A 13,773-nucleotide genomic window follows, 5' to 3' on the forward strand; every position below is an offset into this window, starting at 1 on the left:
ATGCATAAATCTGATTTTTGTTTAATTTTAGTATTTATTTTATAAATTATTTTCTATTAAAATCCTTCCCTATAGAAAAGGCTTTTCCGAGCTTATCACCTAATCCATAATAACTATAGTCATTGCCCACAAATGAAATAGGTTTTAGTTTTGCAATATCACTATTCCCTTTTTCATCAATCATTTCTTCATTAACCTTAACCTCCACTATCTCACCTATAAATTGAATATGAGAACCTAATTCGATGGGTTTTATTAATTTACATTCTATATTAACTGGAAATTCCTCAACATATGGCGCATCCACAAAGGTTCCCTTGGTTGCTGTTAAACCTGTATCTAAAAATTTAGCATTATTCTTTCCAGTTACTATTCCAAAATAATCCATTTCCTTTATATAATTTTCACTAGGAATACTAACTGTAAAAACCTCGTTTCTAATAATATTCTCATAAGTAAGAGTAGCTTTTCTTATAGAAATCCCTAAAGTCGGAGGAGCTGCTGAAACTATTCCTCCAAACGAAGCAGTCATTACATTTGGTTCCATATCTGCATTATAAGTTCCTATTACAAGAGTAGGTAATGGCGAAAATGCTAATTTCGCTCCTATACTTTTTTTCATATTTCATCCACCTTCCGTAAATTTTATTTAAATTATGCTTTTACCATCACATTAAATAATGCTGCATTATAGATGAATATACGCAATCCATAATAAACTCTTTAATAGATTCGTAATCTCTTTTTATGCTTCATAAATACATACTCACCTCCGCATTGAAACTCATATATTTATGTGATATGCTTATTGTAGTACGTTAAAGTAACTTGAAGTCAAGTAATAATTTAAGGAGGTTTTATGGAAAATTTTAAGCGCGGAGACAAACCATTATATACAATTAATCAAGTTTCTCAAATTACAAATTTATCCAAGCCCACTATTAGATATTATGAAGATATTGGTTTACTTTCAGATATAAAACGAGATAAAAATAATATTCGCCTGTTCACTGACAATAATGTTAGTAAATTAACAATTATTCAATGTCTGAGGAATACAGGATTTGGAATTGAAAAAATTCGTAATTATTTTGAACTTTCAATTGAAAATACTCTAGAACTCAAAGAGCGATATTTAATGCTTTTAGAACACGAAGAATTACTTTTACAAAAAAAAGATGAACTTGAAAAACAACTTAATATTATTCAAAATATAAAACTTAAATATGAAGAAGAGTTAAGAAATAAGTAAAACCCTCGACTTTGCCGTCAAGGGTTTAAGTAGATTAATTCCTTACAGGCTGATAGCAAAGCTGAACAACCCCTGAAGAAAATTTATTGGTATTAATAAGCTTGAGACTTAATCTCTGCTTTATATCAATAAACATAGGTTTGCCATCTCCTAAAATCACTGGATGAATAGATAATCTAAATTCATCAATAAGATCTAGATTTAAAAAAGTTGTTATAAGACTTGCTCCTCCATAAAGCCAAATATCTTTACCTTGCTCATTCTTTATTTTCTTTATTTCTTCTATTATATTACGGCTTACTAGATTCGCCCCTGGATACTCATTGGTAGGATTTTTTGAAAACACATATTTCTTTTTACTATGAACTAACTTCCAAATTTCTTTTTCAGTATTTGACGCTTCATTTTCTGGAGCGTATTGTCCCCATAATTCATAGCTTTTGCGCCCATATAAAATTGTATCAATATCATTTAAGAAATCAATAAACCCCATATCAGGATCCATAATACACCAATCTACCTCACCATTTGGTCCCTCGATAAATCCATCTAATGTTACAGCTAAATCTAAAATTATTCTTCTATTACTTTCAGCATTCAACATGACATTCACCCTCCCTAAAAAAATATTTTTATCTTATTTGGCTTTATCATATTATTCTTCTACAGTTGGAAGATAATATTTGCCACCGCTTGTATACCCTGAAAAATATATAAAGAGTAATCATTTTCTCAAAATTTTATCCATCGCTTTTCCCTTCGCTAATTCATCAATTAGCTTATCTAAATATCGAATTTCCTGCATAGTTGGTTCTTCAATGTCTTCCACTCTGACACCGCAGATAACCCCTTTAATCAAAGTCCGTAAAGGATTCATTTTAGGAGCTTCTGCAAAGAAAGTCTCAAAATCTGTCTGTTTTTCAAGTTGCACTTCCATCTCTTCCTGACTATATCCTGTCAACCAACGGATGATTTCATCAACTTCTGTTTTCGTACGTCCTTTTTTCTCCGCCTTCTTAACATAAAGGGGATAGACACTTGCTACGCTCATTGTATAGATTTTATGTTTATCCATGATACACCCTCACTTAATTTATTATAATAAGTTATTCTCACGTTTTTCATCTTGGACCATTCTTCTTTCTTCACTAATAATTTCGAAGGCGTTAACAGATCCATACTTTTCTATCTTCCAACGAACATGGTCAAGATTTTTATTAAGATCATTTATTTGGCTTATGATTGCTTCTTGATGCTCCAAAAGTAATTTTTTTCGTAAATCTATAGTACCAGCACCTTCCATACATAAATCAATGTACTTTTTAATATCTTTAATTTGCATTCCCGTATCTTTTAGACAACAAATTGTCCTAAATAAACCTACATCTGATTCAGTAAATACTCTGTTTCCTGCTTTATTTCTTAAAACGAATGGCAGAAGTCCCTCTTTGTCATAGAATCGAATTGTATATATAGAAACATTAAACATTTCTGATATATCTTTTATAGAATAAATCAATTTTAAAATCTCCTTTCGACTTTATTTTTATTTTCAAAAAAACCTTGACCTCGATGTAACTCTAGGTATTAAGATGAGTATAAATCTTAAATTATTAATTTTCAAGTGAATCTTAGTTGAATTTATTTATTGTCTTGCCACTATTATCCTCCACTTAAAGAAGTTGGAGTGTTATGGTATCTAGATATCAAACAAATATTTTATGGAGGTATAAGATATGACAAAAACTGTTTTAGTAACAGGTGGCACAGGCTTTGTCGGTGCACATATAATTTTTCAATTATTACAGGGAGGTTACAACGTAAGAACCACACTTCGCTCCTTAAGCAGTAAAAGCAAAGTAATTGATACATTGAAATCTAACGGTATAAATACCTTTGAAAGTCTTGCATTTGTTGAAGCAGATTTATCAAAAGATGACAATTGGGATGTTGCCATGAAAGGTTGTGACTACGTATTAAGCGTGGCATCACCGGTGTTTTTTACGATTCCAAAAGATGAAAATGAAGTAATACGTCCTGCTGTTGAAGGCATAGTTCGCGTGCTAAAAGCTGCTCAAAATGCAGGTGTAAAACGCGTTATAATGACTTCTAATTTTGGTGCAATTGGATTTAGCAATAATAACCCCAATATTGCTACAACAGAAAAAGATTGGACAAACCCAAATGAAAAAGGTCTATCGGCTTATGAAAAATCAAAATTACTTGCAGAACTTGCCGCTTGGGACTTCATTAAAAAAGAAGGCTGTAATTTAGAATTTGCTACCATCAACCCCGTTGCTATTCTTGGGCCATCGTTAAGCGCGCACATCTCAGGTAGTTTTGGACTTATAGAACATCTATTAAATGGATCGATGAAATCAATTCCAAATATTTCATTGAATATTGTTGATGTTCGAGACGTAGCTGATTTGCATATCCGTGCAATGACAAACCCTAACGCAAATGGACAACGTTTTATAGCATCGGCAGATGGTCAAATATCTTTGCCTGAAATTGCGACACTCTTAAAAGATAAAGCCCCCGATATTACGAAAAAAGTTTCTACAAAAACAGTCCCTAATTGGGTTATTTATTTAGCTGCCTTATTTAATAAGCAAGCAAAAGAAGCAGCTCTATTATTAAGGATGAGCCGCAATGTGAGTAATAAAAAGGCTAAAAAAATTTTGGACTGGAATCCAATTGCGAATAAGGAAGAAGCTATTCTTGCTTCGTTAAATAGCATGATTAAATATGAAATCATAAAATAACAGCAACCATAAACAGATTTGCATCTTTAATAAAAATATATCTATACTTAATTAACAAATTATATCTTTATGGTAAAAAACAGAAAAAGAAGGATATCCGACTTCATCGGAGAATTCTCCTTCTTTTTATATATGAAATATTTCTTTAACTTTTATTGACTCTTAGTTTATTTTCTAAACCCGCTAAGAATATAATACCCTATATGAAATTAGATAATTATTTTGAAATAATTTCTATTCCATCTTCTGTCACAAGAACTGTATGTTCCCATTGTGCTGAAAGCGAACCATCAGCAGTTAATACCGTCCATCCATCATTTTCATCTATAAATATTTCATGACTTCCTGCATTTATCATTGGTTCAATTGTAAATACCATTCCTGGTGCTAAAACCATATCTGTTCCTCTTTTTCCAAAATGAAAAACAAATGGTTCTTCATGAATATCTAATCCAATTCCATGTCCTCCAAAGTCTCTAACAACTGAATACCCATTACTTTTTGCATGTTCCTCTATCGCAGCTCCAATATCACCTAAAAACCCCCAAGGCTTAGCTGCTTCCAAGCCTTTATTTAGACATTCTTTAGCTACTTGAACTAATTTCTTAGCTTCATCATTTACTTCACCAATCATAAACATTCTTGATGCATCTGAATAATATCCATTTAATATGGTTGTTACATCTACATTTACAATATCCCCATTTTTAAGAATAACATCTTTACTTGGTATTCCATGACAGACTTCATCGTTTATTGATACACAAAGACTTTTAGGGTATCCATCATAATTAAGAGTTGCTGGAATTGCACCATTAGATATTGTATAGTCATATGCCAATTTATCTATTTCCTCTGTTGTCATTCCTTCTTTAATGTTCTTGCTAATTAAATCTAAAATGCCATTATTAACCTGAGCACTCTTTTTTATTCCTTCAATCTGATCTTTTGTTTTTATTAGTTTTCTTGTTGGCACTATATGCCCTTTTCTTTTTAAATTATCTAATCTTTCATCAAATTCCAAATGACATTTCTTATATTTCAAGCCACTCTTGCACCAACATAAATCATTTCTATTTAAGTTCATATTATTATTTCTCCATTCAAATATTAATTTTTACTATTTAATTGCACCACCATGAAAAAAACACTCAAAAACCTTTATATCTTCAAAATAAATTTCCTCATGTCCTTGGAACCAATTAAACTCCCCATTAATAATACAATGATATTTATATTGCCCATTTTGATATATAACAGGACCACGATAAGGATTTTCTTTACTTACTAAACTCAAAACTTCCTTCAAAAAACTTCCTGAGAATCTTTCATCTAAGACTCTTCCAATATAATTCATTGACCAAACTGGAATCTCATCTTTCCATAAGGCTTCCTCACCAGAAAATTTTTCTCCTCCTAAATATGAGTCAATATACTTTAAATTTCCCTCTACATATTCTAAATCATGAGAATTTGGCCTTGATGGTTTACCTTCTGGTCCTTTTCCAGCATATGTGGATTTTTTCGCCCTACATAAAAAATCAATTATTCTTCCATCTATATAGTTAATCTTATTTTCTTCTATTGTCAAACGGCAATTTTCTTCATAGTCATTAACTAATTTATCAATGCTTACCTTAAATAAATCGCTTAATGAAATTAATCTGGCAATATCAGGATAAGACTGCCCTACTTCCCATTTAGCAACTGCTTGCCTTGATATACCTAAAAATTCGGCTAATTTTTCTTGTGATAGACCTTTTGCTTTTCTAAGTGTTTGCAATTGTTCTTGAAAACTCATAGTTTAATCCCTCCTAATATCAGTATACTGACAATAATATCATGTTTCTACCACTTAAATATAACAAATTTGACAACTAAAAGTTGCATTTAGCAAAAATAAAACAAACATACAATCACTTAGACACTACTCTAAGTGATCTATACTTTTAAATAGCAGATAAAGCTGTATCACTTTAGGTCACTTCTGGTTCTTGATGAAGAGAAGACTTTCTTCTTTATTATAAAAGAGGGTTGTATAAACGTAAGAACACAGATTTCTTGAATTTTATTAATGGTATACATGGCCAAAATCTCCTTAAAACATATTCTTAAATTGTACTTGACTTAGATAAATCTCTAAGTGCTACTATTAGTACAAAGTACAATACAAGGGCTTTGAACGCGTTTTATAAATCTAGAAAAGAAGAGGAAAATGTACTTTAAATCGCGCAATGGTCTACAAAAGTCAGATATATTCCGTAGATAGAATGTATAAATGGAATTTATGATTTTAGTTAGGTAAGGTATGCGATGTAAATAAAGTCTATATTATAAAATCAATCGGTGTACAAGTAAGTACAGTAGATATTAAAAGGAGTGTTTATTATGGCAGAAAATATTAAACGTAACTGGACCTCAACTGATATAACATCACAAAAAGGTCGCTCGGTTGTTATTACAGGTACTGGAGGAATTGGTTATGAAACAGCATTGGAGATGACTCGTGCAGGAGCTGAAGTTATAATGGCGGGTCGAAATAAGGATAAAGGAGAAGAAGCTATAAGAAAGATTAAGAAAATAAATCCTAATGGCAATATACGTTTTGAGAAACTTGATCTAGCAGATCTTGCATCTATAAAAGTATTTGGTGAACGAATTAGATCTCAGATAAAAAGCTTAGATATTCTCATAAACAATGCAGCGGTAATGGCTCCTCCTAAGCGTTTGGTTACAAAAGATGGATTCGAACTGCAAATGGGGACAAATTATTTTGGACATTTTGCATTAACAGCACATATGCTTCCTCTTTTGAAGAAAGGAAATAAGCCTAGGGTAATCACTTTGAGTAGTGTAGCTCATCTTTCAGGATTTATGAACTTCGACGATCTTCAAGCAGAACATAACTACAAACCAATGGTAACTTATTCTCAGTCAAAACTTGCATGCCTTATGTTTGCATTTGAATTGCAACGAAAAAGTGATGCAGCTGGCTGGGGAATTAGCAGTATGAGCGCACATCCAGGAATCTCAAGGACGGAATTAATCCCCAATGGAGCTGGAAAGAATAGCGCATCGGGAATTATAAGACGCTTATTTGGACCTATTTTATTTCAGCCAGCAGCTCATGGAGCGTGGCCGTCACTTTATGCTGCGACAGCAGAAAATGCAACAGGCGGAACCTATTATGGACCTTCAAAAATGAACGAGACGAGAGGGTATCCTAAAATAGCTAAAATTGCACCACAAGCTATGGATGTTGAGGTTGCTTCAAAGCTTTGGGAAGAATCAGAAAAGCTGACAAACACAAAGTTTATTTAATTAAAACCTAAGCCTATAAAAACCAATAGTGAATACCTAATTGAATATAGTCAACTACATCTAATACGAGTGTGAAATTTGAAAAGGAGAGGTTATATGCATAAAATTCTTATTTACGCCACATATGGCTGGCTAACTTTTGGTGGAACAATGCACATATTAGTTGACGTTGTTTTACAATATTTACGCAAAACCCGATTACCAAGTGCCGAAACAACACTTTATTGGGGATTGAATATTGCATACGGATTGGGACAGATTGTATTCGGATTGCTTGCACTTTTGGTTGCTCGGTATTCTTTCGAAGTCCTGAAGCAATGGCCTGCAATTACAATCAGTTTTCTTGCTGCGGGAGCCTGGCTGGTATTCGGTTTTTTCTTTATTGAGTATCGTGAACCTAAAATCATGATTTTAATATTCATTATACTTCTTATGGCTGCGACTATATCCGCCAATTTTGCTTATAAACTAGATTAGAGTCTTTGTAACATGCGATTGTTCTTACAGCATCTCCAAATGCTGTAAGAACAATCGTTTTTCACCTGATTTACAGACAAGTATTTTATATGAATTTAAATTCAACCACAATAGTTGCCGATATAATGAATATTAAAGTTTAAAAGTCGTTAGATATAAAATTATTTTTTCTCCTCTTGCTCCAAAAATATACTAGAAAGAGATGAGCCATCATCGGAATCATAAAGAGCAATTTTCAGATCAATTATATTTAAACTTTTCTTTAAATTATCTATTTGCTTTACAACCTCTTTCCTATGGTCAGTCATAATCTGCTTTCTCTGTTCAGAGGTTTCAACTCCTTGCATTGCTAAGTCGATATATCTTCTAATTTCCTTAACTGGCATACCGCTATTTTTTAAACAGCAAATAAGTTTAATGACGTTTAAATCTGAATCGCTAAACTGTCTATTTCCGGTACTATTTCTTGAGACAAAAGGCAGGAGCCCTTCTTTATCATAGAAGCGAATTGTATAAGGTGAAATATCACAAATATCTGCTACTTCATTTATTGTATACATTAATTTATACTCCTTTAAAAACTTTATAAAATATTTCAAATGTACAAATTCTTTAATTCATGAGTGGTAATAATCCTTCTGTTTATTATCCCTCATGAATTTTATAGGATCACATTCAGCTTGGTCTCTGATGATAAATGAACTTATTACTTCTCTAATGTCTAATTTAATTCCATCTACCATTGTGCTTATTGGGTATCTGGTGTGTTAAAAATTTATTCAACTAAATTTTCTCCATCTTTAAATGCTCTTAAAGACAACTCTTCAAACATTGCTAAATCGGGCTCATGATTAGCTCCACAGTAATGAATGCTATCCTCTAATTTCCAACCATATGTTTCTAATACATTGTTAGCAAATTTAATGCCTTCTGCGGCTATTTTAGGATCTGAGTTTGCTTGAGCAAATATAGTTATTAACTTTTTACCAGGATGTCTAGGTGTACTAGTGTGTCCATCATGTTCAATCAATGGAAATGTACGGTCTAACCAAACTTTTGCTTGACCTGTAATTTGATAATAATATATTGGAGAACCAAATGCAACTGCATCTGCTTCCTTAATAGCTTCATACATTGGCTGTAAATAATCCTTAATAGCACATCCGTCATGGGTACGGCAATACATACATCCTTGACATCCACGAATTCCAGGATCATGTAAATCAAATTCAATAACCTCAGCACCTTTGGATTTTGCTCCTTTTGCTACTTGCTCTAATAATTTTGTAGTATATCCATTCTTTCTTGGACTACCTTTGAAAATAACTACTTTTGACATTTATATCTCTCCTTTAAATATAAAACTTTCTTAAATTAAGTCAATTATCTATTGACTAGCTTTATTATATTAAGTAACATATATTTCAACAAGTACGCAAAAAATATTTAGTTACTAATATTTATATAAGTAATGGAGGTTGCCTTTATGGAAGACTGTTGCATAGACTATGCTTTAAATCTTATTAATGGAAAATGGAAATTATTAATCCTTTGGACTATGTCCAAAAATGGAATTATTCGCTTTAATGAATTACAAAGAAAAGTTAATGGTATATCAAGCCTGATGCTATCAAAAAACTTAAAAGAACTGGAAGAAGACTGCCTTATTATCCGTCGTCAATACAATGAAATTCCACCAAGAGTAGAATATGAATTATCAGAGCTTAGCCAAAAACTCATAGTTGCTTTAAGGGCACTTGATGAGTGGGGAAATGAAGTTTATAAACACAAAAACCCATCTATCTAACACAAATTTTCATATTCACAGGATTTATCATCAACTTTCTTCTGAAAACAAAATAAGGAGGAGAACCGCATCCATCATCTGGACTTGGTTCTCCTCTGTTAATTGGCATTTATAAAGGAAACTCGACTGGCATACACTCTTCTAGATGTAGCTTTATTGTCGGATTATTTTCTAAAGCAAATACATAGTTAATTATTTGCATTTATTATTTCCTTCAATGTAACATTTTGATTAACAAACCTAGCCTTACTCTTTTCCTTTTTAACTCTTATTGAATTATGTGGACAATTATTCGTACATGCCAAACATCGCTGACAATTACTCATAAATAAAGGCTTCTTATCTACTTTTATATTATTTACAGGGCACACTTTTTCACAAGTTTTGCAGCCAGTGCAAGTATTTTCTACAGTAAAATTCTTCTCAAATTGATCATCATAAAATAATTTTTCACTTAACATTCTAAGACCACTTGCAATAAAAGAATGTTTTTTAATATATTTCTTTTCTTCATTAATATCTTTAATTATTTTTTCTAAGTTCTCTTCTATCTTTTTCTTGGGCTCTTTTTCTAGCTCCTTATTTATATCAAACCCAGGAAGGTAATTATCAATCATAACTATTTCATTAATATAAGAAAATTCAATTCCATTTCTATTCCCGATTTCTAAAAGATGTCTTGATGCTGCCCCTGCATACATCCCATAAGTTGCTATTCCAAAAATATATTTACTTTTAAATTTTGCTTTATTCAAAAATTCTTCAACGATTTTAGGAACTCCACCATTATAAATTGGAAATACAACCCCAATTTTTTCATCTTCAAAATCATATTTACCTTCTTTTATTAATTTAGGAATTGAATAATAATCACTTCCAAGGCTTTTTGCTATATATAGACTATTTCCTGTTGCTGTGAAATATAAAATTTTCATAATATCCTCCTTGAATTTTAATGTTACAATTGTAACGCTTATTTGAGTATAGTATAATGTGAACAAAAGAATATTTCAATAGAAGTTGGAGCAAACGTTACAAAAGAAAGGATATTGTTATGGTAAATAAAGCTACTAATATGCAAAATATGATAACAAAAGAAAGTATTTTCACTGCACTTATGATTTTAATGGAAAAAAAGAATTTCAAAGAAATTTCCATTACAGAAATAACAAATAAAGCTGGAGTATCTCGAATGGCTTTTTATAGAAATTATAATATAAAGGAAGATATTATTACCACATACATTGATGAACTCTTTAAAGAATATTCTAAAGAAGTGATTCAAAAAGAAAACCTAGACAATTATGAAAATCTACGTTTATATTTCTCTTATTTTAGAGAACATGAAAAATTAATTTCTAATTTGATTAATTCCAATTTAATTAACATACTTCTTGAAAAATGTATTGAATCTTTTTATGAACTATCTCAAAGGATTCTCTGCAAAAATTCACTTCTTCCAGAACAGCATAAATTTTGGATTGAGTATATGGCAGGTGGATTATATAATGTATTAATCGAATGGGCTAAAAATGGGATGAAACAAAGTGATGACTATATGGCAAAGACAATCTCTGAATTTATAAATAAGTAATATAGATGCAACATTCAAAATCACTTTTAGAAGCACATGAGAATGATTAGAAGTGCTATTTTTATTAGAAAGGACGTGATTTTTTGAGGAATTCACATAGAATCATAAATTATATATTTTTATTTTTAGGAGTTTTAGCCATTTCCACATCTGCTATATTTGTAAAACTATCAACAGCACCTGCTCCAATTATAGCTACATATAGGTTAGTTTTTTCGACCTTAATGATATTGCCTGTAATGATTCTTAATAAAAAATATATTCTCGAAATAAAAAAATTAAGACTTAAGCAATTGGCAGCAGTTTTTTCATCAGGAATTTTTCTAGCAATACATTACATACTCTGGTTCGAATCTTTACGTTTTACTTCAGTTGCAAGTTCAACAGTTCTTGTGACCATGCAGCCACTATTTGCTTTTATTGGAAGCTATTTTTTCTTTGGTGAGAGATTAAAAAAGCTATCTATATTCGGTGGTTTTTTATCCATATCAGGAAGCTGTATAATAGGATTTGGTGATTTCAATATTGGCGGTATAGCATTAATAGGAGATCTGCTTGCTTTATTAGCCGCTGGAGTTATTACAGCGTATTTCCTTATTGGACAAAACATAAGAAAAAATTTATCTTTAGTTTCTTATGTTTTTATTTGTTATTTAAGCAGTAGTATATTTTTATTAGGATATTCAGTCATATTAAAATATCCACTAATAGGTTATCAAAATTCTGATTGGCTATGGTTTTTCTGCCTGGCATTAATTCCAACAATACTTGGACAAACAGTTTTAAACTGGTTAATTAAGTGGTTAAGTACTTCAACTATTTCCATGAGTATATTAGGTGAGCCAGTTGGAACATGTATATTAGCATATTTAATCCTTAATGAATCCATAACTTATAATCAAATTCTTGGATCAACAATTATTTTAATAGGAATAGGTATATTCTTAATTGGTAAAATGACAAAAGTAGAAAAGTAAAAATAATATAAGATAAATAGTGGAGATATCACAAAAAGTCAGGTTTATTCTAAATTATAGCCTGACTTTTTGTGATTTAGAAATATTCAGAGGTACACCATAACGCTCTGATCCTGCTTCCTTAGTTTGTGGCTTCCCTGAATGAATCTTTGCTTTTCTTTTAATAGTTTTTTACTAATGTAAAAAACTCTTTAATGCTTAAGCTTTTTAATTACTTTATCATTTGGTTTTCTATAACGCACTGACTTGTGCTTATTTGAATAAATGGCTTTAGTCGGACAATTATTATAACAAATAAAACAGGATTCGCACTTTTTTTCATCAAATTCAGGATATTCATGCTTAAAATATATTGCCTCATATGGACATTTTTCTTGGCACATTTTACATTTTATACATTTATCTTTGTTCACATGTTTTTCACCAATTGAAACTAAAGAATTTCCACTTAAGAGTTTCTTTACTACTGTAAAAACTCTTTTTTTCTTAATTGATATTTCTTTGATTTCTATACCTCTATTTATTTCATTGACTTTCTTATCAAGATTTCTTATAAATTCATTAAATTTAATAAGTTCTTTTTCATTTGGAGCATTCTCACTTGTAATTTTATATTTGATCATAATTGGAGAACTCTCTGGAGTATTAAGTGCAAACCCTGCTATTAATTTATATCCTCTTTCTTTTACTGATTCACCTAAAATACTTAGTGTATTACCGTTTATAAGACCATATGTATTAAATACAAATACATATTTCTTTTCCTCTTTATTTATACTTTCAATAAAATTTTCAACATATTTTGGAGGGCTAAAGAATTGTGCATAAGTAGCAAATCCTAATATAGTATATTGATTAATATCTGGTATGTTTTTGTTATTCATATCATGAAAATCAAAATCTATATTGTTAATTTTTGAAACGATGTACTCAGCAGCTAATTTTGTAGTACCAGTACCAGAAAAATAAAATATTAATCCTTTCATAATTTACACTCCTCAATCTTTAATATCAACTACATAATCTTTATATATTTTATATATAGTTATCTATATAAATAAACTGAATTGAAAGTAGTTTATTGACAATTTTCAATTCAGTATTTATAACTATTTTAATAAATCCGAAACTTTAGTTTTTTTCAAAGAATTCTTCATTTCATCCTCTGCTTCCTCTAAGCAAGTCGATATTTTATTTTTTAATAAAATCACAGTATCTCCATCAATATTAAAATCAAACTTTGTTTTAAACAAAGCTCTCTCATGCTCTATTGCAAGAAAAATATCTAAAAGAGTAATATCATCTGGGGATTTTGCAAGAAGAACTCCACCTTTTGCTCCTTCTCTTGTCATTGTCAATCCAGCTATGGTCAAACTATTTAAAATTTTCACCGCTGTAGGAAGTGCAATATTTAATTTTTCACTTATAGCTTTTGTTGTAAGAAATTCATATTTACATTCCTTCATTTTTACAGCTATGTACAAAATTATAGAAATTGCCTGAGAAATTGATACCGAATAAGCCATATTTATCACCTTAATTATAAATTTTAATAACTATATATATAGTATATATAG

General features: G+C 30.6%; 18 protein-coding genes. 7 read left to right on the top strand and 11 right to left on the bottom strand.

What is annotated here, in order from left to right:
- Positions 1-46: 46 nt before the first annotated feature.
- Positions 47-622, bottom strand: a complete 576-nt coding sequence (locus tag CLCHR_RS03160) for a flavin reductase family protein (protein ID WP_079438235.1) — start codon at positions 620-622, stop codon at positions 47-49.
- A gap of 237 nt (positions 623-859) precedes the next feature.
- Between CLCHR_RS03160 and CLCHR_RS03165 the strand changes: the two genes are divergently transcribed.
- Positions 860-1,252 carry a MerR family transcriptional regulator gene (locus tag CLCHR_RS03165; RefSeq protein WP_079438236.1) on the top strand — a complete coding sequence of 131 codons (393 nt, stop codon included), beginning with the start codon at positions 860-862 and terminating at the stop codon, positions 1,250-1,252.
- A 34-nt stretch (positions 1,253-1,286) separates the two neighbouring features.
- On the opposite strand, the gene CLCHR_RS03170 is transcribed toward CLCHR_RS03165, so the two are convergent.
- The 3 genes from CLCHR_RS03170 to CLCHR_RS03180 form a co-directional block, all read right to left on the bottom strand.
- Positions 1,287-1,856 carry a dihydrofolate reductase family protein gene (locus tag CLCHR_RS03170; RefSeq protein WP_079438237.1) on the bottom strand — a complete coding sequence of 190 codons (570 nt, stop codon included), beginning with the start codon at positions 1,854-1,856 and terminating at the stop codon, positions 1,287-1,289.
- A gap of 120 nt (positions 1,857-1,976) precedes the next feature.
- Positions 1,977-2,327: a DUF2200 domain-containing protein gene (locus CLCHR_RS03175; protein ID WP_079438238.1), complete on the bottom strand. Its 351-nt coding sequence runs from the start codon at positions 2,325-2,327 to the stop codon at positions 1,977-1,979.
- Positions 2,328-2,348: 21 nt separating this feature from the next.
- Positions 2,349-2,771 (bottom strand): MerR family transcriptional regulator, encoded by a 423-nt coding sequence (locus CLCHR_RS03180; RefSeq protein WP_079438239.1) that lies wholly within the window; start codon positions 2,769-2,771, stop codon positions 2,349-2,351.
- A gap of 217 nt (positions 2,772-2,988) precedes the next feature.
- Between CLCHR_RS03180 and CLCHR_RS03185 the strand changes: the two genes are divergently transcribed.
- Entirely contained in the window at positions 2,989-4,020 is a 1,032-nt protein-coding gene (locus CLCHR_RS03185) for an SDR family oxidoreductase (protein WP_079438240.1), read from the top strand.
- 217 nt (positions 4,021-4,237) lie between these two features.
- Here CLCHR_RS03185 and CLCHR_RS03190 read toward each other — a convergent pair whose 3' ends face one another.
- A complete protein-coding gene (locus CLCHR_RS03190) occupies positions 4,238-5,107 on the bottom strand; it encodes a methionyl aminopeptidase (RefSeq protein WP_079438241.1) in 870 nt (289 codons plus the stop codon).
- 33 nt (positions 5,108-5,140) lie between these two features.
- The gene (locus CLCHR_RS03195; RefSeq protein ID WP_079438242.1) at positions 5,141-5,821 is read right to left on the bottom strand and encodes a DUF5680 domain-containing protein; all 681 of its coding nucleotides are present in this window, start codon (positions 5,819-5,821) and stop codon (positions 5,141-5,143) included.
- Between the two features lie 587 nt (positions 5,822-6,408).
- Here CLCHR_RS03195 and CLCHR_RS03200 point away from each other — a divergent pair.
- Positions 6,409-7,341, top strand: coding sequence for an oxidoreductase (locus CLCHR_RS03200; RefSeq protein WP_079438243.1), 933 nt, complete (start codon positions 6,409-6,411; stop codon positions 7,339-7,341).
- 96 nt (positions 7,342-7,437) lie between these two features.
- Positions 7,438-7,818 carry a hypothetical protein gene (locus tag CLCHR_RS03205; protein WP_079438244.1) on the top strand — a complete coding sequence of 127 codons (381 nt, stop codon included), beginning with the start codon at positions 7,438-7,440 and terminating at the stop codon, positions 7,816-7,818.
- 161 nt (positions 7,819-7,979) lie between these two features.
- On the opposite strand, the gene CLCHR_RS03210 is transcribed toward CLCHR_RS03205, so the two are convergent.
- The gene (locus CLCHR_RS03210; RefSeq protein WP_079438245.1) at positions 7,980-8,378 is read right to left on the bottom strand and encodes a MerR family transcriptional regulator; all 399 of its coding nucleotides are present in this window, start codon (positions 8,376-8,378) and stop codon (positions 7,980-7,982) included.
- A 215-nt stretch (positions 8,379-8,593) separates the two neighbouring features.
- Entirely contained in the window at positions 8,594-9,157 is a 564-nt protein-coding gene (locus tag CLCHR_RS03215) for a flavodoxin family protein (protein WP_079438246.1), read from the bottom strand.
- 147 nt (positions 9,158-9,304) lie between these two features.
- On the opposite strand from CLCHR_RS03215, the gene CLCHR_RS03220 reads away from it, so the two are divergent.
- On the top strand, positions 9,305-9,625 hold the full coding sequence (locus CLCHR_RS03220) for a winged helix-turn-helix transcriptional regulator (RefSeq protein WP_079438247.1): 321 nt from the start codon (positions 9,305-9,307) through the stop codon (positions 9,623-9,625).
- A 188-nt stretch (positions 9,626-9,813) separates the two neighbouring features.
- Here CLCHR_RS03220 and CLCHR_RS03225 read toward each other — a convergent pair whose 3' ends face one another.
- Positions 9,814-10,560: an EFR1 family ferrodoxin gene (locus tag CLCHR_RS03225; RefSeq protein WP_079438248.1), complete on the bottom strand. Its 747-nt coding sequence runs from the start codon at positions 10,558-10,560 to the stop codon at positions 9,814-9,816.
- Between the two features lie 119 nt (positions 10,561-10,679).
- On the opposite strand from CLCHR_RS03225, the gene CLCHR_RS03230 reads away from it, so the two are divergent.
- Positions 10,680-11,219, top strand: coding sequence for a TetR/AcrR family transcriptional regulator (locus CLCHR_RS03230; protein WP_079438249.1), 540 nt, complete (start codon positions 10,680-10,682; stop codon positions 11,217-11,219).
- 83 nt (positions 11,220-11,302) lie between these two features.
- Positions 11,303-12,196 (top strand): DMT family transporter, encoded by an 894-nt coding sequence (locus CLCHR_RS03235; RefSeq protein ID WP_079438250.1) that lies wholly within the window; start codon positions 11,303-11,305, stop codon positions 12,194-12,196.
- A 191-nt stretch (positions 12,197-12,387) separates the two neighbouring features.
- On the opposite strand, the gene CLCHR_RS03240 is transcribed toward CLCHR_RS03235, so the two are convergent.
- Together CLCHR_RS03240 and CLCHR_RS03245 are read right to left on the bottom strand one after the other, a co-directional pair.
- Complete coding sequence (locus CLCHR_RS03240; RefSeq protein ID WP_079438251.1) at positions 12,388-13,182, bottom strand: EFR1 family ferrodoxin; 795 nt, start codon at positions 13,180-13,182, stop codon at positions 12,388-12,390.
- A 123-nt stretch (positions 13,183-13,305) separates the two neighbouring features.
- The gene (locus CLCHR_RS03245) at positions 13,306-13,722 is read right to left on the bottom strand and encodes an RrF2 family transcriptional regulator (protein ID WP_169896753.1); all 417 of its coding nucleotides are present in this window, start codon (positions 13,720-13,722) and stop codon (positions 13,306-13,308) included.
- Positions 13,723-13,773: the final 51 nt, after the last annotated feature.

Origin of the sequence: Clostridium chromiireducens, from assembly GCF_002029255.1 — a bacterium.
GTDB lineage: Bacteria > Bacillota > Clostridia > Clostridiales > Clostridiaceae > Clostridium > Clostridium chromiireducens.